At 50.4% G+C, this 18,687-nt stretch carries 19 protein-coding genes, 1 tRNA gene and 1 pseudogene; 7 read left to right on the top strand and 14 right to left on the bottom strand.

The genetic code is table 11. The annotated features are described in order from the left end of the window. Positions 1-35: 35 nt before the first annotated feature. Positions 36-965, top strand: coding sequence for a polyphosphate kinase 2 (gene ppk2, locus ACTHTS_RS06145; protein ID WP_003748092.1), 930 nt, complete (start codon positions 36-38; stop codon positions 963-965). Between the two features lie 52 nt (positions 966-1,017). Here ppk2 and ACTHTS_RS06140 read toward each other — a convergent pair whose 3' ends face one another. From ACTHTS_RS06140 to tpiA, 5 genes are all read right to left on the bottom strand, one after another. After that, the gene (locus ACTHTS_RS06140; protein ID WP_440369530.1) at positions 1,018-1,452 is read right to left on the bottom strand and encodes a hypothetical protein; all 435 of its coding nucleotides are present in this window, start codon (positions 1,450-1,452) and stop codon (positions 1,018-1,020) included. 51 nt (positions 1,453-1,503) lie between these two features. Further along, positions 1,504-2,061 carry a UbiX family flavin prenyltransferase gene (locus ACTHTS_RS06135; protein ID WP_004519012.1) on the bottom strand — a complete coding sequence of 186 codons (558 nt, stop codon included), beginning with the start codon at positions 2,059-2,061 and terminating at the stop codon, positions 1,504-1,506. Between the two features lie 90 nt (positions 2,062-2,151). Then, positions 2,152-2,237 (bottom strand) — tRNA-Leu (locus ACTHTS_RS06130). Positions 2,238-2,252: 15 nt separating this feature from the next. Then, entirely contained in the window at positions 2,253-2,612 is a 360-nt protein-coding gene (secG, locus tag ACTHTS_RS06125) for a preprotein translocase subunit SecG (RefSeq protein ID WP_036492092.1), read from the bottom strand. A gap of 7 nt (positions 2,613-2,619) precedes the next feature. Then, a complete protein-coding gene (gene tpiA, locus ACTHTS_RS06120; protein ID WP_004519014.1) occupies positions 2,620-3,393 on the bottom strand; it encodes a triose-phosphate isomerase in 774 nt (257 codons plus the stop codon). 182 nt (positions 3,394-3,575) lie between these two features. On the opposite strand from tpiA, the gene ACTHTS_RS06115 reads away from it, so the two are divergent. Both ACTHTS_RS06115 and ACTHTS_RS06110 read left to right on the top strand, forming a co-directional pair. Next, positions 3,576-4,232, top strand: a complete 657-nt coding sequence (locus ACTHTS_RS06115) for a protein-L-isoaspartate O-methyltransferase family protein (protein ID WP_440369529.1) — start codon at positions 3,576-3,578, stop codon at positions 4,230-4,232. A 52-nt stretch (positions 4,233-4,284) separates the two neighbouring features. Continuing rightward, positions 4,285-4,614, top strand: a complete 330-nt coding sequence (locus tag ACTHTS_RS06110) for a rhodanese-like domain-containing protein (protein ID WP_440369528.1) — start codon at positions 4,285-4,287, stop codon at positions 4,612-4,614. Between the two features lie 66 nt (positions 4,615-4,680). On the opposite strand, the gene ACTHTS_RS06105 is transcribed toward ACTHTS_RS06110, so the two are convergent. The 6 genes from ACTHTS_RS06105 to ACTHTS_RS06080 all read right to left on the bottom strand — a co-directional run bounded on the left by ACTHTS_RS06105 (position 4,681) and on the right by ACTHTS_RS06080 (position 10,141). Next, positions 4,681-6,111, bottom strand: a complete 1,431-nt coding sequence (locus ACTHTS_RS06105; protein ID WP_440369527.1) for a basic amino acid/polyamine antiporter — start codon at positions 6,109-6,111, stop codon at positions 4,681-4,683. A gap of 98 nt (positions 6,112-6,209) precedes the next feature. Next, a complete protein-coding gene (locus ACTHTS_RS06100) occupies positions 6,210-7,097 on the bottom strand; it encodes a homocysteine S-methyltransferase family protein (protein ID WP_440369526.1) in 888 nt (295 codons plus the stop codon). A 141-nt stretch (positions 7,098-7,238) separates the two neighbouring features. Next, complete coding sequence (locus ACTHTS_RS06095; RefSeq protein WP_063068368.1) at positions 7,239-7,931, bottom strand: hypothetical protein; 693 nt, start codon at positions 7,929-7,931, stop codon at positions 7,239-7,241. Between the two features lie 178 nt (positions 7,932-8,109). After that, positions 8,110-9,357, bottom strand: coding sequence for a beta-ketoacyl-ACP synthase II (gene fabF, locus ACTHTS_RS06090; protein ID WP_070712168.1), 1,248 nt, complete (start codon positions 9,355-9,357; stop codon positions 8,110-8,112). 161 nt (positions 9,358-9,518) lie between these two features. Then, positions 9,519-9,755 carry an acyl carrier protein gene (acpP, locus tag ACTHTS_RS06085; RefSeq protein WP_003679644.1) on the bottom strand — a complete coding sequence of 79 codons (237 nt, stop codon included), beginning with the start codon at positions 9,753-9,755 and terminating at the stop codon, positions 9,519-9,521. 260 nt (positions 9,756-10,015) lie between these two features. Then, positions 10,016-10,141 carry a hypothetical protein gene (locus tag ACTHTS_RS06080; RefSeq protein WP_265511057.1) on the bottom strand — a complete coding sequence of 42 codons (126 nt, stop codon included), beginning with the start codon at positions 10,139-10,141 and terminating at the stop codon, positions 10,016-10,018. A gap of 198 nt (positions 10,142-10,339) precedes the next feature. On the opposite strand from ACTHTS_RS06080, the gene ACTHTS_RS06075 reads away from it, so the two are divergent. After that, positions 10,340-11,797: a DUF389 domain-containing protein gene (locus ACTHTS_RS06075; protein WP_440369525.1), complete on the top strand. Its 1,458-nt coding sequence runs from the start codon at positions 10,340-10,342 to the stop codon at positions 11,795-11,797. A 44-nt stretch (positions 11,798-11,841) separates the two neighbouring features. Here ACTHTS_RS06075 and ACTHTS_RS06070 read toward each other — a convergent pair. Next, positions 11,842-12,033 (bottom strand): annotated as a pseudogene (locus tag ACTHTS_RS06070) (aminotransferase class IV); the annotation flags it as partial. A 22-nt stretch (positions 12,034-12,055) separates the two neighbouring features. On the opposite strand from ACTHTS_RS06070, the gene ACTHTS_RS06065 reads away from it, so the two are divergent. Beyond that, positions 12,056-12,229, top strand: a complete 174-nt coding sequence (locus ACTHTS_RS06065; RefSeq protein WP_083307450.1) for a DNA topoisomerase — start codon at positions 12,056-12,058, stop codon at positions 12,227-12,229. Between the two features lie 248 nt (positions 12,230-12,477). Here the strand turns inward: ACTHTS_RS06065 and ACTHTS_RS06060 are convergent, their stop codons facing one another. Together ACTHTS_RS06060 and ppk1 are read right to left on the bottom strand one after the other, a co-directional pair. Continuing rightward, positions 12,478-14,493: a prolyl oligopeptidase family serine peptidase gene (locus ACTHTS_RS06060; protein WP_440369524.1), complete on the bottom strand. Its 2,016-nt coding sequence runs from the start codon at positions 14,491-14,493 to the stop codon at positions 12,478-12,480. 102 nt (positions 14,494-14,595) lie between these two features. Further along, on the bottom strand, positions 14,596-16,653 hold the full coding sequence (gene ppk1 / locus ACTHTS_RS06055; RefSeq protein WP_070461136.1) for a polyphosphate kinase 1: 2,058 nt from the start codon (positions 16,651-16,653) through the stop codon (positions 14,596-14,598). Positions 16,654-16,861: 208 nt separating this feature from the next. Between ppk1 and fabI the strand changes: the two genes are divergently transcribed. Continuing rightward, complete coding sequence (fabI, locus tag ACTHTS_RS06050; RefSeq protein WP_003748060.1) at positions 16,862-17,650, top strand: enoyl-ACP reductase FabI; 789 nt, start codon at positions 16,862-16,864, stop codon at positions 17,648-17,650. A 449-nt stretch (positions 17,651-18,099) separates the two neighbouring features. Next, positions 18,100-18,543, top strand: coding sequence for a large conductance mechanosensitive channel protein MscL (gene mscL, locus ACTHTS_RS06045; RefSeq protein WP_036492108.1), 444 nt, complete (start codon positions 18,100-18,102; stop codon positions 18,541-18,543). The last annotated feature ends 144 nt before the right edge of the window (positions 18,544-18,687 follow it).

Raw genomic sequence — 18,687 nt, 5'->3', positions numbered from 1 at the left:
TATATCATTTAAAACTTAATCGATAAGGAGACTTTATGGCAGACCACCAACTAGAACCGTTCGAGAATGTTGAACTGGGCGAGAAACAAGACCAGCTGCAAGTATTCGAAAAGGCTGTTTTGGAACACGAAGGACGCGGTTCAGACGAAGATTCCAGCAGCGCACCGCTTCCTGCCAACTACCCGTACAAACAACGTATGCGCCGTTCTGTTTACGAAAAAGAAAAACAGAAGCTGCAAATCGAATTATTGAAAGTACAAAGCTGGGTTAAAGATTCCGGTCAGCGTATCGTCAGCCTGTTTGAAGGCCGCGATGCAGCCGGTAAAGGCGGTACCATCAAACGTTTTATGGAACATTTGAACCCGCGCGGCGCACGCGTTGTCGCACTGGAAAAACCGACCACTACCGAACGCGGCCAATGGTATTTCCAACGCTACATCCAAAACCTGCCGACCGCAGGCGAAATGGTATTCTTCGACCGCTCATGGTACAACCGTGCCGGCGTAGAACGCGTAATGGGCTTCTGCGAACCTAACGAATACCTGCTCTTCATGCGTCAAACCCCTGAATTGGAACGTATGCTTGTTGCCAGCGGCATCCACCTGTTCAAATTCTGGTTCTCCGTATCCCGTGAAGAACAACTCCGCCGCTTCATCTCCCGTCGTGACGACCCCCTGAAACACTGGAAACTGTCCCCCGTGGACATCCAGTCGCTCGACCGCTGGGACGACTACACCGAAGCCAAAAACGCCATGTTCTTCCACACCCACACCGGCGACGCGCCTTGGGTCATCATCCGCTCCGACGACAAAAAACGCGCACGTTTGAACTGTATCCGCTACTTCCTGCACCAGCTGGACTATCCGGGCAAAGACGTGAAAGCCATCGGCAAAGTGGACGATAAAATTGTTTTGATTCCCGACACACGTTACAAAGAAAAAACCGTAGACATCGGACACGATTAATTCTTAAAGCATCAAAGGCCGTCTGAAATTTCATCTTTCAGACGGCCTTTTCTTAATCCTCACGATTCCAATACGTTTTTTGTGCAAATACCAATTTATTGTCCGTGAATTTCACATTGTCCAAATTCAACGCCCAGACATCACTTTTCATCACTCGAGCAGCAGGATGCGCTTTGTAAAATAAAGACTGCGCCGCTTTCAAATCCGCTTCATCTTCAATCAAAGCGGCAGTCGCCGCAAACTGAACACCGCTGATTTTCGTGATACTATCGAGCTGACCAGCGATGGTGCCGGCTACTTTGGCAGAACGGCTCATCATTCCGCCATGCTTCGTTTTCAAAGAAGTCAGCACAATCAATCGGGCATTCGCCTCGTCAAACACATAAAAACAGCAAGCCGCCCAAACTTCGCCCTCTTCCGCAGCAGCAATACTGACAACATGATGATTACTCAAAAACTTCACGATATTGGCAGGAATCGTTTGCATGGCTTTTATCTTCCTTCTCAGTCGTAACTTATGCTCAGGCCGTCTAAAGCATCAACCCTGCCAGCGCGGCGCATCGGTTTGAAAAATACCGAACAAGTCCAAAGCATGAGAGACGCTGTGTGTAATCATATCTTCGATAGATTCGGGCTTCTGATATAAAGCCGGAACGGGGGGAAACACGATGCCACCCATCTCTGTTACACGGCGCATATTATCGATGTGTGCCAAGTTTAACGGCGCTTCACGCACCATCAACACCAGCCTGCGCCGCTCTTTCAACGTTACATCCGCCGCACGGCTGAGCAAATTATCGGCAAACCCATGAGCAACCGAAGCCAAAGTTTTCATTGAACACGGCGCAATCAACATTCCGTCCGTCAAAAACGAACCGCTGGCAATACTTGCGCCGACATTACGGACAGAATGCACGACATCCGCCAAAGCATAAACGTCTTCTTTGGTGTAATCCGTTTCCAAAGCACGGGTCATCTCCGCCCCTTGCGAAACCACCAAATGCGTTTCTACCTGATGCTCACGCAAAAGCTGCAAAGCCTTCACGCCATACTGAAAACCGCTGGCACCGCTGATGCCGACAACCAAACGCTTCATTGTATTTCCCTGTCTCGGCCTAAAAATAAAGGAAAGGCAGATTCTAAAGACGAAAAAATAACCGCTAAAAAGCGGTTAGATTTTCTAATGTGGTGCCGACAGCGAGATTTGAACTCGCACAGCCTACGGCCACTACCCCCTCAAGATAGCGTGTCTACCAATTCCACCATGTCGGCATAAATCAAATTGTCTTACTGCTGCTGAGGATTCGGAGCAACAGGAGTTGTATTGTTTTGTGCAGGCGTTGCAGGCTTAGGAGCCTGTTGGGTCTGCTTCACATCGCTGAAGTCTAAACCGTGCTTATTGGAGTGGGTGTGAATATACACCATTGCCATGCAGGTCGCAAAGAAAAATGTTGCAGCAACGGCAGTCGAGCGGCTGAGGAAGTTGGCATTACCGGCAGAACCGAATACGCCTTGCGCGCTACCGCTGCCGGAACCGAATGTTGCGCCGGCATCCGCACCTTTACCGTGTTGCAGCAATACTAACACGATTACGAACAGAGCGGAAATAATATTAATAATCCAGATAAGGGTTTTAAAGGCTTCCATATGTTTTCTACGAGGCTTGTGCTGCGTTGATGATGGCGGTAAAGGAGTCATAGGATAATGACGCGCCACCAACCAATGCGCCGTCTACATGAGGTACTGCGAAGATGTCGGCTGCGTTATCCGCTTTCACACTTCCGCCGTAAAGAACGCGGATTTTAACATCGCTTCCGCACAAAGACAAGATTTCTTTGTAGATAAATGCGTGCATGTCGGCGATTTGTTCGACGGTGGCGACTTTGCCTGTACCGATCGCCCAAACCGGCTCGTAGGCAACGGCGATGTTTTTGGTGTTCAAACCTTGCAGGATGGAAAGCTGATGGGCAATGACTTCGTGTTCTTTACCGGCCTCGCGCTCTTCCAGGCTTTCGCCGACGCACAACAATGGAATCAGGCCGACGTTGAGGACGTTTTCCATTTTGCGGCGTTGGATTTCGTTTTTCTCGCCGAAATAAAGGCTGCGCTCGGAGTGGCCGATGAGGACGATGTCTGTACCGATGTCGGCAAGCATTTCGGCGGACACTTCGCCAGTGTACGCACCGTTATTCGGGAAACGGCTCACGTCTTGCGCACAGGTCAAGATGCGGTTGTTCAAAACGATTTGCATGGCGTTGTGCAGTTGCAACAGATAAACGGTCGGAGCGGCCAGGCCGATTAACACGCGTTCTGCGGTTGGCATGACACGGAAGCGGTGCATAAGCGCATTGTTGTTTTGGAGTCGGCCGTTCATTTTCCAGTTGCCGATAACCCATTTTTGGTCCCACATTCCGATTTGGTGATACATCTTTATTGCTCCGTGTGTTGGTTGTTGCTTGTTGTAGCGTCGTGTGATGTGAAAGTTTAGTGGATATATGTGCGCTTGGCAATTATTAACAAGCCTTGAGGCCGTCTGAAAGATGGCACACTCTCCGACAAGGATTTATAATGTATGTTTCGATAAAATTAAGAATTGAACGGAGCACAAATATGGACTTTGAAAAAGCGCGTTTCAATATGGTTGAACAGCAGATTCGTCCGTGGGATGTCTTGGACTTCGACATTTTGGATGCTTTGGAGGAGATCGAGCGCGAACATTTTGTCGGCGAGGCTTTTCAAGGTTTGGCCTATGCGGATATGGAGCTGCCGCTGGCCAACGGCCATAAGATGTTGGAACCCAAAGTCGTTGCCCGCCTGGCTCAAGGTTTGAAACTGAAAAAAGACGAAACCGTCTTAGAAATCGGTACAGGCTCAGGCTATGCAACCGCCCTGCTGTCCAAACTGGCCGGCAAAGTCGTAACCGACGACATCGATGCCGAACAGCAGCAACGCGCCAAAAAAGTTTTGGATGAATTGGGCTTTGCCAACGTCGATTATGTGCAAAGCAACGGCCTGACCGAAGCATCTCAAGGCGCGCCTTTTGATGCGATTTATGTAGGCGGCGCAGTAGACAGCGTACCTGAAATTCTGAAAGAGCAACTGAAAGACGGCGGCCGTATGGTGGTCATCGTCGGCCGCAAACCGGTACAACACGCGCTTTTGCTGACGCGTAACGGCAATGAGTTTTCCGAAAAAGTATTGTTCGACACTGTCGTGGCACACTTGGAAGACAAATCGGCCAATCCGTTCGGCGATTTCGATTTTTAAACAACAGGCCGTCTGAAAGTTCAGACGGCCTCATACTTTTATACCCAACCCTATGACCGATATTATCCAACTCTCGCCCACCGAATTGAAACAATGGCAGGACGAAGGCCGCGCATTTCATCTGCTCGACGTCCGCACCGATGAAGAACGCACCATCTGCACCCTGCCCACCGCCATTCATATCCCGATGAACCTCATCCCCCTGCGCCAAAACGAGCTGCCCGACGACGATTTGCCCATCGTCATTTACTGCCACCACGGCATCCGCAGCCTGCACACAGCAATGTATTTGGAAGACGCCGGATTTGAAAACCTTTACAACCTGCAAGGCGGTATTGATGCTTGGGCAATGCAGGTGGACAGCAAAATGATGCGGTACTGAATCGGTTTTATCAATAAAAGGCCGTCTGAAACTGGATTTCAGACGGCCTTTTTCAAACCTTTCTGCTTATGCTTGTAAGCTAGCGACAAACTGCTGTACGGCCGGCACAGCCAAAATCAACAGCAATACCAATACGGCTTTTTCCATACGGTTGAACTGACAACTTCCATAGTGTTTCTTTTGCGAATAGAGAAACAGCAATACGCCGGGTAAATAGAGCAAGACTGAAAGCAGCAAATATTCCGTGCCTGCCGCATAGACAATCCAAGCCGCATAAAGCGTTGCTGCAGCGCCGATAAGACGGTATTTTGCCGCGGCCTTTTGTGTCAGCGATAATTTGAGCAGATATGCACCAATTAACAGATACGGTATCAAAATCATGGAAGTCGATACCATCAGCAAGGCAGAATAATCTTCGCCTTTTAACCACACCAGCAATAGGCAAAACTGCACGGTCAAAGTGGTAAACATCAACGAACCCTGCGGCACTTCGTTTTTATTCAACGGGATAAACGATTTTGGAAATGCGCCGTTTCTCGCACCCATGTGCGGAATCTCGGTCGCATACAGCGTCCAGCTTAAATAAGACGACAGCACAGACACAATCAGGCAGGAAGAAATCAGCACGTTACCCCAAGGGCCGACCATGTGCGCCAACACGCCCGCCATAGACGGATTAGCCATTGCAGCAATATCCGCACGAGGCAAAATACCTTGAGCCAAGACGGTAATTGCCACATACATGGCCAGCGTCAAGCTGACTCCGATAATGGTTGCTCGACCGACATCAGCACGACTTCGCGCATGCTTGGACAAAACCGCCGCACCCTCAATACCGGTAAACACCCACAGCGTAATCAGCATTGTGTTTTTCACCTGCGTCATCAGGCTGACATCAGGATTTTCAGGCGTAGCAAGGCTCGCCCCTGTCCAATCGGACATAAACACTTCGGTTTGAAAGAAATAGGCTGCCATAGCGATAAATAAAATCAGCGGAAATACTTTGACTGCCGTCGCAATCAGGTTCACTCCTGCCGCTTCTTTAATACCGCGCACTACCAACCAGTAAATCAGCCACACAATTACTGATTCTCCAACAAAAGCAGCAAATGTGTTGCCTTTGCCGAAAATCACGTTGTCCGGCGTATCGACAAATCCGCCTACTGCTTCAAACGCAACCACCAAATAGCCGACAATACCGACCGTGGTGCAAAGCCAATAGCCCCACGCCGAGAAAAAACCCATCAAATCGCCGAAGCCGTCGCGGGCGTACGTATAAATACCGCCATCCAATTCGGGCTTAAGTTTGGACAAGGCCGAAAATGACAAGCCGAGAAAGATAATGCCCACACCGGTAATCAGCCAACCCAACAGCAAAGCCTGCGAACCTGCAACGGCAGCCATATTCTGCGGCAGGCTGAAAATACCCGAACCAATCATGGAACTGATAACCAAGGCCGTCAGTGCAACCAAGCCGATTTGAGATTTTTGCGACATGTTTATTCCTGATTTTTATCATTATGTGTTTGTGAAGCGACGGCATTACCGGCTTTTTTAGCCTGTTCTAACCGTATCAAAATATTATGCAGCCGCTTTCAGACGGCCTTAAATCCTTGCGCCAACGCACGGATATGTTCAGGTGCGATACCGCAGCACCCGCCGATGATTTCAGCACCCAAATCCGCCCATTGTCTCGCCCACGCCAAATAATTTTCCGGCGTGGCATCAGCGCGAATCGGGTCCAAACCGTCGTTGGCCTCGTTCATCTGTCCTTTTACCGGTTCAAATGCATTGGCGTAAACACCCAGTTTCAGACGGCCTTGGGCTTCATGTGCCACTTTCAAAGCTTCTGCCATTACTTCAGGCTGACTGCAATTGAACAACATTGCCGCCGCACCTATTTCTACCGCGAAATCCGCCGCCTCGCGCACGTTTTCTCCCGAACGCAACACCGGTACATCATGCGGCATCGTATCTTCTAAAGTAAACGATACCCAAAACGGCTTACCGTCATCAGGCAGACTGCTGCGCCAGAAACGCGCTTCTTCCAAGCTGGATACGGTTTCTGCCAACCAAATATCAGCAAACGGCATCAAACCCGATATTAAAGGGCGCGCCAAAGCAGGTGCGACTTGTTTGTCAAACAAGTCAGGGCGGTAAGAACCGAATAACGGCGGCAGGCTTGCGGCCACTTTTGCAGTAGTCCCGCTTTGTTCCACCGCTTCACGCGCCAAACGGCCTGCCTGCCTTGCCCATTCGGCAGCTTGAGCATCAAAGCGCTCCTGCCCGATATGAAACGGAACAAGCGCATAGCTGTTGGTCGTAATCACCTGTGCGCCTGCGCGAAGAAAGTCCAAATGCGTTTCGCGTACAATCTCCGGCGCTTCCATCAAAGCCAAAGCAGACCATTCCGGCTGACGAAACGGTGCGCCGCGCCGATGCAGTTCACGCCCCATTCCACCGTCTAAAATCGTTACCGTCATGATCGACCTCCAATGATGAATTTTTAAAATCGCCATTCTACGCTTTTTTAACTCCTTATCTTTAATTTATACAGAACTAAACTTATGCAGTTTCGTTATATAAAAGGCCGTCTGAAACTGGATTTCAGACGGCCTTTACGATTATTTCACAAACCGTGCATCTGCCATAAACGGCCGTGTAGCGGCTGGTTTGGCGGAATAGAAGCGGGAGAACGTGCTGTCGATTTTGGTCTGTATCGGCTTACCATCCAATGTTGCCGATGCTTCCAATTTCACACCACCGCCACTGGTTTCACCCAATTTCATATTTGGCAACGTCAGTTTGGCAATATTGAGTTTCGCATTTTCCACTTTGGTATCGGGAGACATCAGCTGTTTGCCGACCGGACGGATTTTTTCACCCTCATCATGAGGCGCAGCACCACCGTTATCGTCAACCACGCCGATATTAATCAATCTGGCAGACGCCAAATCCATCTTACCGTTTTTGACCGGAATACCGACAAACAGTTTTACGCCGCGATGAATGAACGTATTGTCCCGCCACTGAGTTTGGCCCTCTTTTGGCGGTTTGGTTTCTGCCGCCACCGAATAAGTGCGGCCCATAATCATCAATTTATAACCTGGAATTTTTTTCGAACCGAATCCATCGGTAATGTCTTCGACCAGTTGCGGCGCAGTCAGGGTTTCGTTTGCCAAAATACGGGCTGAAGTTTCTGCCAAATGGGCAGGCTTGCCGTCTATGGTCAATGCCTGTTCATGGCCGAAATCAGACGCAAATGCAGGCACGGCGGCCAGTGCAGCGGCCAATGCTAGAATACGGATAGTTTTCATTGCAGACTCCTTAAAAATGTAATTGGGTTGATTACCCGATAAAATTCGGGCGATATTGATAGGAGTCGATATTTTTATATAAATGATACAGATTATCAAGAATATTTGTATTTTAAAATAAAAAAGGCCGTCTGAAACCTAGTTTCAGACGGCCTTTTAATCTACTTAAAACCTTCTGTCAGTCTTTGAAGCGTTTGAATACCAATGTGCCGTTGGTACCGCCAAAGCCGAAGGAATTGGAGATGGCAACGTCGATTTTCGCATCGCGTGCTTCGTTGGCGCAGTAGTCCAAATCGCAACCGGCTTCAACGTCTTGTTCAAAGATGTTGATGGTCGGTGGAGATTTTTGCTCGTGTACTGCCAACACGCTATACAACGCTTCCACGCCGCCGGCCGCGCCGAGCAAGTGTCCGGTCATGGATTTGGTGGAGTTAACAATGACTTTGCGCGCATGATCGCCCAAAGCGCGTTTGAGGGCTTTGGTTTCGTTGGCATCGCCTAAAGGAGTCGATGTACCGTGTGCGTTAACGTAATCAACGTCTTCAGGGTTCAGGCCAGCATCTTTCAGGGCGCGGGTAACGGCCAATGCAGGGCCTTCTTCGTTAGGCGCAGTAATGTGGTAAGCATCGGAGCTCATACCGAAGCCGACGATTTCGGCGTAAATTTTCGCACCGCGTTTTTTCGCGTGTTCTAATTCTTCCAACACCAGCACGCCTGCTCCTTCGCCGATGACGAAACCGTCACGGCCTTTGTCCCACGGACGGGAAGCGGTAGCAGGATCGTCGTTGCGGGTGGAAAGTGCCTTCATGGCGGCAAAACCGCCAACGCCCAAAGTGCTGATCGCGCCCTCTGCACCACCGGCAATCATAACGTCTGCATCGCCGTATTTAATCAGTCGTGCAGAGTCGCCGATAGAGTGTGCGCCGGTCGTACAGGCAGAAACCATACCGTAGCTCGGGCCGCGGTAGCCTTTGAGAATGGTGACGTGGCCGGAAATCAGGTTAATCAGCGAGCCTGGGATAAAGAAAGGATTGATTTTGCGCGCGCCGCCTTCGATAACGGCTTTGCCGGTCGCTTCAATGCTCGGCAGACCGCCGATACCGGAACCGATGTTGACACCGACGCGGTCTTTGTCAAGGGTTTCCAAATCGTCCAAGCCTGAATCATTGATGGCTTGCAGGGCGGCGGCGATACCGTAGTGGATGAACACGTCCATACGGCGCGCTTCTTTCGCGCTGATGTATTGGCCGATGTCGAAATCGCGCACTTCGCCGGCGATTTGGCTGTTGATGTCGGATGCGTCAAAGCGGGTAATCCGTCCGATGCCGCTTTTGCCTGCGAGCAGATTGCTCCATGCGGTGGCGACGTCGTTGCCGACCGGTGATACTTGGCCAAGACCTGTGATGACTACTCTTCTCTGACTCATGATAATCTCGCTGTTGGTTGTCGGGATTTTCGCGGCAGCCTTGCTCTTTTTCTTCGTGAAACGGGCAAAACTCATGCCGTCTGAAATTTCAGGGGTTTAATAATAAGGTAAAAGCCTCTATTGCGATGGCGCAGCAGAGGCTGGATGTTTGGTGCGACCGATTAGCCTTGGTGGGCGTTGATGTAGTCGATAGCCAATTGTACGGTAGTGATTTTTTCAGCGTCTTCGTCAGGGATTTCGCAGCCGAAAGCTTCTTCCAAAGCCATCACCAGTTCTACGGTGTCCAGAGAGTCAGCACCCAAATCGTCTTGGAAAGAAGATTCGTTTTTCACTTCGGCTTCGTTTACGCCCAGTTGTTCAGCAACAATTTTTTTAACTTGTTGTTCGATGTTTGACATGTCAGTCGTTCCTTTTCGCCTTGCGGCAGGTTGTTTAAGGGAAATAATTCGTCGGTATTGTACCGAATTCGGATAGAGTTTTCCATCTAATCCTGCATTTTAGCACAGATTATTCTGGAAAAACCTGTTGTTGCGCATATTAGCATAGGCTGATTTTAACCTACAAGCAGGAATTTGTTTTTCCTTGGTATCAATAAGTTAATAAGCGGAAAGGTCGTCTGAAAACTGATTTCCCCGTTTTCAGACGATCTTTTATTCAATCAAGGCAGATTTGGGATAACCCAAGTAGCGTGGGCTTTGCCCACGAAATCCACCATCCAACAACTAAATCCGACAACAGTCACATAGACTTTCATTTTGGCATTCATCTCGTGGGTAAAGCCCACGTTACGGCTTGCTGTAACGGCAACTTTGCCCTTCCTTCATCTAACGGAGGAAAAGTTTGCGGACGTATGCTAATATAATATATTGTGGGAAGTGTGCCTGTCAGATTTAGCCGTAATGGCAAGGCATTATTTCATTACTCAAAAATTCTTTATGAATTAGATGTTTAAAATAAACTATTAAAACTTTAGGATACGCATATGCAAGATCAGGAAGAAAGTAAAAATCAGGAAATACAAGAAAAGCAGAAACAAGAAGACAATGGTGCCATGACCAAGTTGCAAGATGTGTTCAATCTTGCGCATGACCAAGCTCATCCCGATAAGATCGATGCCACCATCCGCGCCAATACTCGGGTGACCGGAACCAGTATGTGGGTATTGATGTTTGCCATTGCTGTGTCGAGTATCGGTCTGAATGTAAACAGCACGGCAGTAGTGATCGGAGCGATGTTGATTTCGCCGTTGATGGGGCCGATAGTCGGTATGGGTTACGGTTTGGCGGTAGGGGATACTGCGCTGATCCGTCAAGCCGTGCGCAATATTATTATATTCGTCGTCATCAGCTTGATTACCGCTACGTTGTATTTCCTGTTAACCCCGCTTAAAGAGGCGCAAAGCGAGATTTTGGCGCGTACTCAGCCGACCCTTTGGGATGTGTTGATTGCCTTCTTCGGCGGTAGTGCGGGTATTGTGGCGCTGACCCGAAAAGAGGGAGGCAATGCCATACCGGGTGTGGCGATTGCTACCGCATTGATGCCACCCCTGTGTACTGCGGGCTACGGACTGGCACATGGCAACTGGCACTACTTTCTCGGTGCTTCATATCTTTTTGCCATCAACTGCGTGTTCATCGCTTTTGCGACCTTGTTGTTTTCCAAGCTGCTCAAGCTGCCGCGCAGGGGGTTGGTAACGGAATCCAAACGCCGGTTGCACAGCATCATTATTACTGCCGTCGTGTTGGCTGTGATGATTCCGAGCGGCTATATGGCATCAGGACTGGTGCGTCAGGAAATCTTCAACACCAGAGCCAATGCTGCCATTGCCACTGCGAAGCAACAGGAAGGTTTTTTCGTGCTGCGTAAGATGTTGAACCATAGAGAAAATAAAGTCAGTCTGATTGTCAATGGAACGGGCAATGCCGAGAAAATTTCCGCCTTGCTCGTGAAAAGCCTTGAAGCGTCAGGTGTGAAAGAGCCGAAGGTCAACGTGGTCTATGCGGGAGGGGACAATGCCAAAATCGAAGAATTGCTGGCAAGCCAAAACAACCCGGTTCAGCAGCAAAATGAGCTGAAAGAGCAACAGGCCTATATCGATACCGTACTGGCAGGCAAAGCCTCCGATATCGACGATGCAGCGGTACTTAAGGAATTAAAAGCCCAATATCCGGAAGCGGAAAAAATCGTTGTCGGACGCGGCTTGGCTTGGGATAAAGCGCAAACAACGCCTGTTTCCGAACAGTCTGAAAGCCAAAAAAACGCAGAACCGAAGACAGATACATATGACGATATCGTCGTTGTCTCTCTCGAATTGGAGCAGCCACTACCTGCCAAAGATTACGAGCGGATACAGGCGTGGTTACGCCAGCGTTATGAGGGTAAGGTAGTGAGCATATTGCAAACGCACAAGTCTCAGACAGATAAACCGTCTAACGAATAATCGCCTTCAGGCTTTATCCATTTCCGAGAAATCATTGATTGTTCCTAGTACACCAAATCCGCCTCAAACACGCCTCTCAAGGCGTTGGAGAGGCGGATTTTTTCTGCGCGTTCGAGCATATCGCGGGTGATGTGTGTTTCGATGATGGTGTCCGCGCCCAAGTAGGTTTGCAGCTGCTGCAACACGGCTTGGCGCATGATGCCGTTGAGGATATCCAAATCCAGAGACGGGGTGAGACGGGTGTTTTTGTGCATGTTCATGTTTCAGTATTCTCCTGGAAATACTGTAAACAACGCTACTAGTTTCTACAGCATCGAGTTGATAACGTTCGCCCACACCGGCAAGGTTTTCTACGCCAAGGACGAGTTTGAGTTTCTCAAAGTCGATTTGGTCTTCGCAAAAGACTTCGGGAAAGATTTGTTTGAGTTTTAATATATTGTTTTGTTTGAAATTATTTTCTAAATCGTGTATAATTTTTCGGTTCGGTTGCCATAATTGCGTCTTCCATCAATGATCACTTACAAAGTGTCCATTTTATCGGGATATGTTGAAAGTTAAAAGAAAAGAAGGCCGTCTGAAAAACTTTAATATTCGTTTTTCAGACGGCCTTCTTTTCACTTGCCGAAACAAGAGTATTTTGTTTCTCAACTTTACGAAACAGTCAGTCCTGCTGCTTACTTCTACCCTAAAAACTCTTTCAAAAACAGCAAGACACAGGCAAGTTCGTCGGCGGATTCGCGTTGCGTGCCGTTGCCGGTATGGCCGCCGCCGTCCGGGGCGTAGAGCCACGATTGCGGCGAGGTTTCGCGCAGTTTGGCGTAGAACTTGAGCGCGTGGGCGGGATGGACGCGGTCGTCGCTGAGGCTGGTGGTAATGAGCGCTGGCGGATAATTGATGCCGTCTGAAAGATTATGATACGGCGACAATTCGCCCAGCCAGCGTTTGCAGACTTCGTATTTCTGCGGATTGCCGTATTCATCCGTCCAGCTTGAACCGGCGGACAGCAGCGGATAACGGATCATATCGGTCAGCGGCACTTCGCACACCAGCACGCCTATGCTTTGCGGTTCGCGTACGAAGGCGGCGGCGGTAATCAGGCCGCCGTTGCTGCCGCCCTGCAAACCGATGTGTTTAGGCGAACTGATACCGCGTTCGGACAAATCGCGCACGACTGCCAGCAAATCATCAACGCTTTTATGTTTGCTGATTCCCTGCGCCGCCTGATGCCAGCGCGGGCCGAATTCGCCGCCGCCGCGTATGTTCGCCAACACGAAGGCATTGCCCTCTTCCAGCCAATATTTACCGACGCTGCCGAGATAATGCGGCAATTCGGGAATGCCGAAACCGCCGTAGGAATAAACCAAGGTCGGCGTGTCGGGCGTGGCGTTTTTGCCGACGTGGAAATAAGGAATGCGCTCGCCGTCGGCTGAAGTCGTCCAAAACTGCTGCACGTTGATGCCGTCTGAATCGAACTGCTGCGGCTGACGGCGCATGACGGTCAGTTCCATCACGTTCAAATCCAGCGCAAACAGCGTCAGCGGCGTGGTGAAATCGCTGGCGGCAAGGTAAACCACGTCGCCACCCCACGGTTGGTCGGTCATTTCCAACGCACCCGAAGGCAAGCGCGGCAGTTCGACTTCCTGCCATTTGCCGTCGGTAAAGCGCCATGCTTTCAGACGGCCTTGTACGTTCTCCAACAGGCTCGCCACGACAAAACGCTTGGTCGTTTCCACGCTTTCCAATGCCTGCGTTTCATCGGGCGCAAACAAAAGCTGCGCCGCGCCCAATTCGCCGCGGTTTAATTTTACTGCCACCAATGCGCCGCTCGGATAGCTTTGGTTCGCGCGGTTCCAGTCTTTGCGCAGTGTCAGCAAAAGATGTCCGGCCAGATAGCCGACTACGTCGCAATCGTTGGGCAGGTTTAACGGTTTCGCCTCGCCTTCGGCCGACACCTGCAAATAGGTTTTGGTGTAAAAACCGTCCGACGCTTCAATCAAATCAATCGGCGAACCCTGCGGATCGAGATAACGCCACGCGTTCACCATCATGCCGTCTTCGGCAATTTGATACACAGGCAGGCTTTCCTCGAAACTCTTGCCGCGTTCCACCAGCCATACTTCGCGCGGATAGCCCGATTCGGTCAACTGCCGCTCGTCCCAGGCCGGACACACCCACACGCTGTTTTCATCGCGCCACGACACATGGTTTTTGCCTGCCGGAAAGTGAAAACCGCCTTCTACCAATTCCCCTGCTTCCAAATCCACTTCCAGCGTGTACGCCGTATCGCCGCCCGATTTGCTCAGTGTTAACAACGCGCGGTTGGGCTTTTCCACCAAGTGCGATACGCCGCCCAAATATACATCGTCGCCGAGCAATTCGTCGAAATCCGCCACCGAAAACAGAATTTTCCACTCAGGATAGCCGGAACGGTACGTCGCCGCTGTACATACGCGGTACACGCCCTTCGGATATTCCGCGTCCTGATGGAAATGGTACATCCGCGCGCGGTGTTCCTGACAAAACGGAATCTGCCGCGTGTCCTGCAACTGCGCCAAAATGCCGTCAGACAATTCGCGCGCCTTGTCGTTTTCTAAAAAACGCTTGCGCGTTTCGGCATGCGCCGCGGCGGCAAAATCTTGCGTTTCGGGAGATTCGAGGTTTTCAAAATGGAGATAGGAATCGGGGTAAGATTTCATAGGAAAAGGCCGTCTGAAAGATTGGGAAACGGAATTATAACGGCAAAATCAAAAAAGGCCGTCTGAAACCTGCGTTTCAGACGGCCTGAGACATTATCCAACTTAACGTCCGTATATTTTCCACAAACCTTCCTGCAAACCAAACGCAGGCTCGCCGTCTTGCGGCTGGGTGCGGACATAGCTGCCGTCAGGCTGCATCAGCCAAGCCTGGGTATTGTCTTCCAAAGCCATTTCCAAACCTTCACGGATCACGCGTTCTTTGAGTTCGGGCGTGGTAATCGGCGTGGCAACTTCAATGCGGCGGAAGAAGTTGCGACCCATCCAGTCGGCGCTGGAGATAAAGGTATCGTCTGCGCCGTTATTATGGAAGCAATACACGCGCGAGTGTTCGAGTTGGCGGCCGATAATGGAGCGGACGCGGATGTTTTCGGACAAGCCTTTTACACCCGGGCGCAAAGTACACATACCGCGCACAATCAGGTCGATTTGCACGCCTGCCGTGCTAGCTTGATACAGCGCATCAATCACGCTCGGCTCGATGAGGGAGTTCATCTTGGCGGTAATCCGCGCCGGTTTGCCTGCTTTGGCGTGTTCGGTTTCCTGCTTGATGCGGTCGATGACCATTTTGTGCAGGGTAAACGGGCTTTGATAGAGCTTGTTCAGACGGCCCGGTTTGCCCAAACCTGTGATTTCCATAAACAAAGTGTTCACATCGGCAGTAATCTGATCGTCGGCGGTGATGATGCCGAAGTCGGTGTAGATGCGCGATGTGCCTTGGTGGTAGTTGCCGGTACCGAGGTGGGCATAACGCTTGAGCACGCCGTCTTCGCGACGGATAACCAAAGCCATTTTGGCATGAACTTTGTAGCCGAATACGCCGTACACGACGTGCGCGCCTGCCTCTTCCAGCTGTTTCGCCCAGTTGACGTTGTTGGCTTCGTCAAAACGTGCCATCAGTTCGACCACGACGGTAACCTGCTTGCCCGCTAGTGCGGCCTTCATCAATGCGCGCACAAGCTCGGAATTGCTGCCGGTACGATAAATGGTCATTTTGACGGCCAACACATCCGGATCGGCAGCGGCCTCGCGTATCATTTGGACAACCGGATCGAAAGACTGATACGGGTGGTGCAGCAAAATCGGCGACTGTTTGACCAGTTTGAATACGGAGCCATTTTTACGCAAGGCTTTCAGACGGCCTGCATTGCGCGGCGGAAACTTCAAATCCGGCCTGTCCACCAAATCGGGGACGGCATTGAGGCGCACCAAATTGACCGGCCCTTTGACCTGATACAGCTCGGCAGAAGTTAGCTTGAACTGGGCAAGCAAGAAGTCGTGAATATGCGCCGGACAAGTGTCCGCTACTTCCAAGCGCACGCCGTCGCCGTATTCGCGGTCGTGCAACTCGTTTTGAATCGCGGCACGCAGGTTTTTCAAATCTTCTTCATCGACCGTCAAATCGCTGTCGCGCGTGAGGCGGAACTGATGGCAGTCTTTAACCTTCATGCCGGGAAAGAGTTTGCCGACATGGGCGTGCAAAATCGAAGACAAGAACACAAAGCCTGCATCACCGCCGCAAATTTCAGACGGCATGGGGACGACGCGCGGCAAAATGCGCGGCGCCTGAACAATCGCCATTCCGGACGGACGGCCGAACGCATCCGTGCCTTCGAGTTCGACGGCAAAGTTGAGCGATTTGTTTAACGGGCGCGGGAACGGGTGTGACGGATCAAGGCCGATGGGGGTAAGAATGGGCAACAGCTCGTTGTCGAAATAGTTTTCGATCCATTTTTTCTGCGCAGCCGTCCATTTGTGACGGCGATAGAAATGAATGCCGGCGCGGCCGAGTGCAGGCTGCAATACTTTGTTAAACAGATCGTACTGCTCGCGGATCAGAGCCTGCGCCTCTTTCGCCACCGCTTCGATGGTTTCGGCTGCGGTTTTTCCGTTGTCGAGCAGTTGATGCGGACGCAGTTTGTTTTCGCGTTTCAACCACGCCATGCGCACTTCAAAAAATTCGTCCAAATTGGAAGACACGATGCACAAAAAACGCAAACGCTCCAACAAAGGAACTTTCGTATCCTGCGCCTGAGCCAGTACACGGCGGTTAAACGCCAACAGGCTGAGTTCTCGGCAAAGAATGCGGTTTTGCTCGGGCATGGTTCACTCCTGAAACATCGGTCATTAAGACTATAAAGTATAACGTTTTGCCGCCGTTCCGTCAGGTTTCAGACGGCCTTGGCAGAAAACCTTATCCCTATTTGAGGCAAGACAAAGGGTTATCCGTTTTTTTCTATGCCGAAACAGCGGTTTTTGCTATAATGCGCAGTTTAATGCAACCGCAATACCACTGCTAAAGGATAAGAAAATGGGCTTTTTGCAAGGCAAAAAAATTCTGATTACCGGCATGATCTCTGAGCGTTCCATCGCTTACGGCATCGCCAAAGCCTGCCGCGAACAAGGCGCGGAATTGGCATTCACCTACGTTGTCGACAAACTGGAAGAGCGCGTCCGTAAAATGGCGGCCGAACTCGGCTCCGAACTCGTGTTCCGCTGCGACGTTGCCAGCGACGACGAAATCAACCAAGTGTTCGTTGACTTGGGCAAACATTGGGACGGCTTGGACGGCCTCGTCCACTCCATCGGCTTCGCCCCCAAAGAAGCATTGAGCGGCGACTTCCTCGACAGCATCAGCCGTGAAGCGTTCAACACCGCTCACGAAATCTCCGCATACAGCCTACCTGCGCTGGCCAAAGCCGCCCGTCCGATGATGCAGGGCCGCAACGCCGCAATCGTTGCCCTGAGCTACTTGGGCGCCGTTCGTGCCATTCCTAACTACAACGTTATGGGCATGGCCAAAGCCAGCCTCGAAGCCGGCATCCGCTTCACTGCCGCCTGCCTGGGCAAAGAAGGCATCCGCTGCAACGGCATCTCCGCAGGCCCGATCAAAACCCTGGCCGCTTCCGGCATCGCCGATCTCAGCAAACTCTTGGGCCACGTCGCTTCCCACAACCCATTGGGTCGCAACGTTACCACTGAAGAAGTCGGTAACACAGCCGCCTTCCTGCTGTCCGACCTCGCTTCCGGCATCACCGGCGAGATTACGTACGTTGACGGCGGTTACAGCATCAACGCACTGAACGACGAAGAGAACTAAACGGTTTACACGCAAAACGCACTTTCATGATGAAAGTGCGTTTTTTATGACTATTACATTATGGCTTGAATAACTGCATAACCAAAAAGGCCGTCTGAAAGTCAAATACGGATACGAAACATTACCTTTACAGGTTTTTAATGATTATGTTTTCAACATTATTATATTATCATTCCACCTTAATCTGAAATTCCGATAGAGCATTGATTCTAAAGATAACATTCATGTTATCTGATACTTAGCCGCTGATAAAAAGTGGTGTAAAAAAGTAACAGAAAAAATTCAGACGGCCTGTTTTTTCATACAGAAGGCATAGAAGCCGGGCATTTTTAGCATGAAATACAAAATTTAACATTAATGAATTTTTCTTAACCGATAAAGCGTTAATATGCCTGCCGTTTTATTGAACTACATCTGATTTTGACTCAAACACATACAGGAGATTAATTATGTCAATCGCTTCAGAATTTAAAGAATTTATTATGCGTGGCAACGTTGTCGACCTCGCAGTCGGTATGGTTGTCGGTACAGCATTCAGCGGCATCGTCAAATCATTGGTTGACGATGTAATCATGCCTCCTATCGGTCTGCTGATCGGCGGCGTTGATTTCTCCAACCTGTTCATTACCCTGAAAGACGGCGCACAAGCCGCTCCTGCTGAAGGTTACGCCAACCTGGCGGCCGCTCAAGCAGCCGGTGCCGTTACCCTGAACATCGGTCTGTTCATCAACACTGTAATCAGCTTCCTGATCGTTGCCGCTGCCATCTTCTGCGTGGTTAAAGCCATCAACTCTGTGAAAAAAACCGAAGCTCCTGCTGAAGAAGCACCAGCAGAGCCTAGCGAAGAAGTTCTGTTGTTGCGCGAAATCCGTGACTCTCTGAACAAAAAATAATCACAATACCTAAACATACACACATAAACCAAGGCCGTCTGAAACCATTTCAGACGGCCTTTTTTCATACCGATCTATTTATCGTCAAGCCCTTCCCATCGAAAGAATCACACTCCTCCCTTTCTCAGCAAGCTATCCTGCTTT

Origin of the sequence: Neisseria sp. P0019.S003 (assembly GCF_051957115.1) — a bacterium.
In the GTDB taxonomy this organism is placed as follows: domain Bacteria; phylum Pseudomonadota; class Gammaproteobacteria; order Burkholderiales; family Neisseriaceae; genus Neisseria; species Neisseria flavescens_D.
The sequence above is the reverse complement of the archived record's forward strand: the minus strand, read 5'-3'. Positions and strand labels throughout refer to the sequence as shown.

Bases quoted from the DNA above. Each gene is read 5' to 3' on its own strand.
- ppk2 (WP_003748092.1), top strand. From the start codon at position 36: ATGGCAGACCACCAACTAGAACCGTTCGAGAATGTTGAACTGGGCGAG.
- ACTHTS_RS06140 (WP_440369530.1), bottom strand. From the start codon at position 1,452: ATGCAAACGATTCCTGCCAATATCGTGAAGTTTTTGAGTAATCATCAT.
- ACTHTS_RS06135 (WP_004519012.1), bottom strand. From the start codon at position 2,061: ATGAAGCGTTTGGTTGTCGGCATCAGCGGTGCCAGCGGTTTTCAGTAT.
- secG (WP_036492092.1), bottom strand. From the start codon at position 2,612: ATGGAAGCCTTTAAAACCCTTATCTGGATTATTAATATTATTTCCGCT.
- tpiA (WP_004519014.1), bottom strand. From the start codon at position 3,393: ATGTATCACCAAATCGGAATGTGGGACCAAAAATGGGTTATCGGCAAC.
- ACTHTS_RS06115 (WP_440369529.1), top strand. From the start codon at position 3,576: ATGGACTTTGAAAAAGCGCGTTTCAATATGGTTGAACAGCAGATTCGT.
- ACTHTS_RS06110 (WP_440369528.1), top strand. From the start codon at position 4,285: ATGACCGATATTATCCAACTCTCGCCCACCGAATTGAAACAATGGCAG.
- ACTHTS_RS06105 (WP_440369527.1), bottom strand. From the start codon at position 6,111: ATGTCGCAAAAATCTCAAATCGGCTTGGTTGCACTGACGGCCTTGGTT.
- ACTHTS_RS06100 (WP_440369526.1), bottom strand. From the start codon at position 7,097: ATGACGGTAACGATTTTAGACGGTGGAATGGGGCGTGAACTGCATCGG.
- ACTHTS_RS06095 (WP_063068368.1), bottom strand. From the start codon at position 7,931: ATGAAAACTATCCGTATTCTAGCATTGGCCGCTGCACTGGCCGCCGTG.
- fabF (WP_070712168.1), bottom strand. From the start codon at position 9,357: ATGAGTCAGAGAAGAGTAGTCATCACAGGTCTTGGCCAAGTATCACCG.
- acpP (WP_003679644.1), bottom strand. From the start codon at position 9,755: ATGTCAAACATCGAACAACAAGTTAAAAAAATTGTTGCTGAACAACTG.
- ACTHTS_RS06075 (WP_440369525.1), top strand. From the start codon at position 10,340: ATGCAAGATCAGGAAGAAAGTAAAAATCAGGAAATACAAGAAAAGCAG.
- ACTHTS_RS06065 (WP_083307450.1), top strand. From the start codon at position 12,056: ATGTTTCAGTATTCTCCTGGAAATACTGTAAACAACGCTACTAGTTTC.
- ACTHTS_RS06060 (WP_440369524.1), bottom strand. From the start codon at position 14,493: ATGAAATCTTACCCCGATTCCTATCTCCATTTTGAAAACCTCGAATCT.
- ppk1 (WP_070461136.1), bottom strand. From the start codon at position 16,653: ATGCCCGAGCAAAACCGCATTCTTTGCCGAGAACTCAGCCTGTTGGCG.
- fabI (WP_003748060.1), top strand. From the start codon at position 16,862: ATGGGCTTTTTGCAAGGCAAAAAAATTCTGATTACCGGCATGATCTCT.
- mscL (WP_036492108.1), top strand. From the start codon at position 18,100: ATGTCAATCGCTTCAGAATTTAAAGAATTTATTATGCGTGGCAACGTT.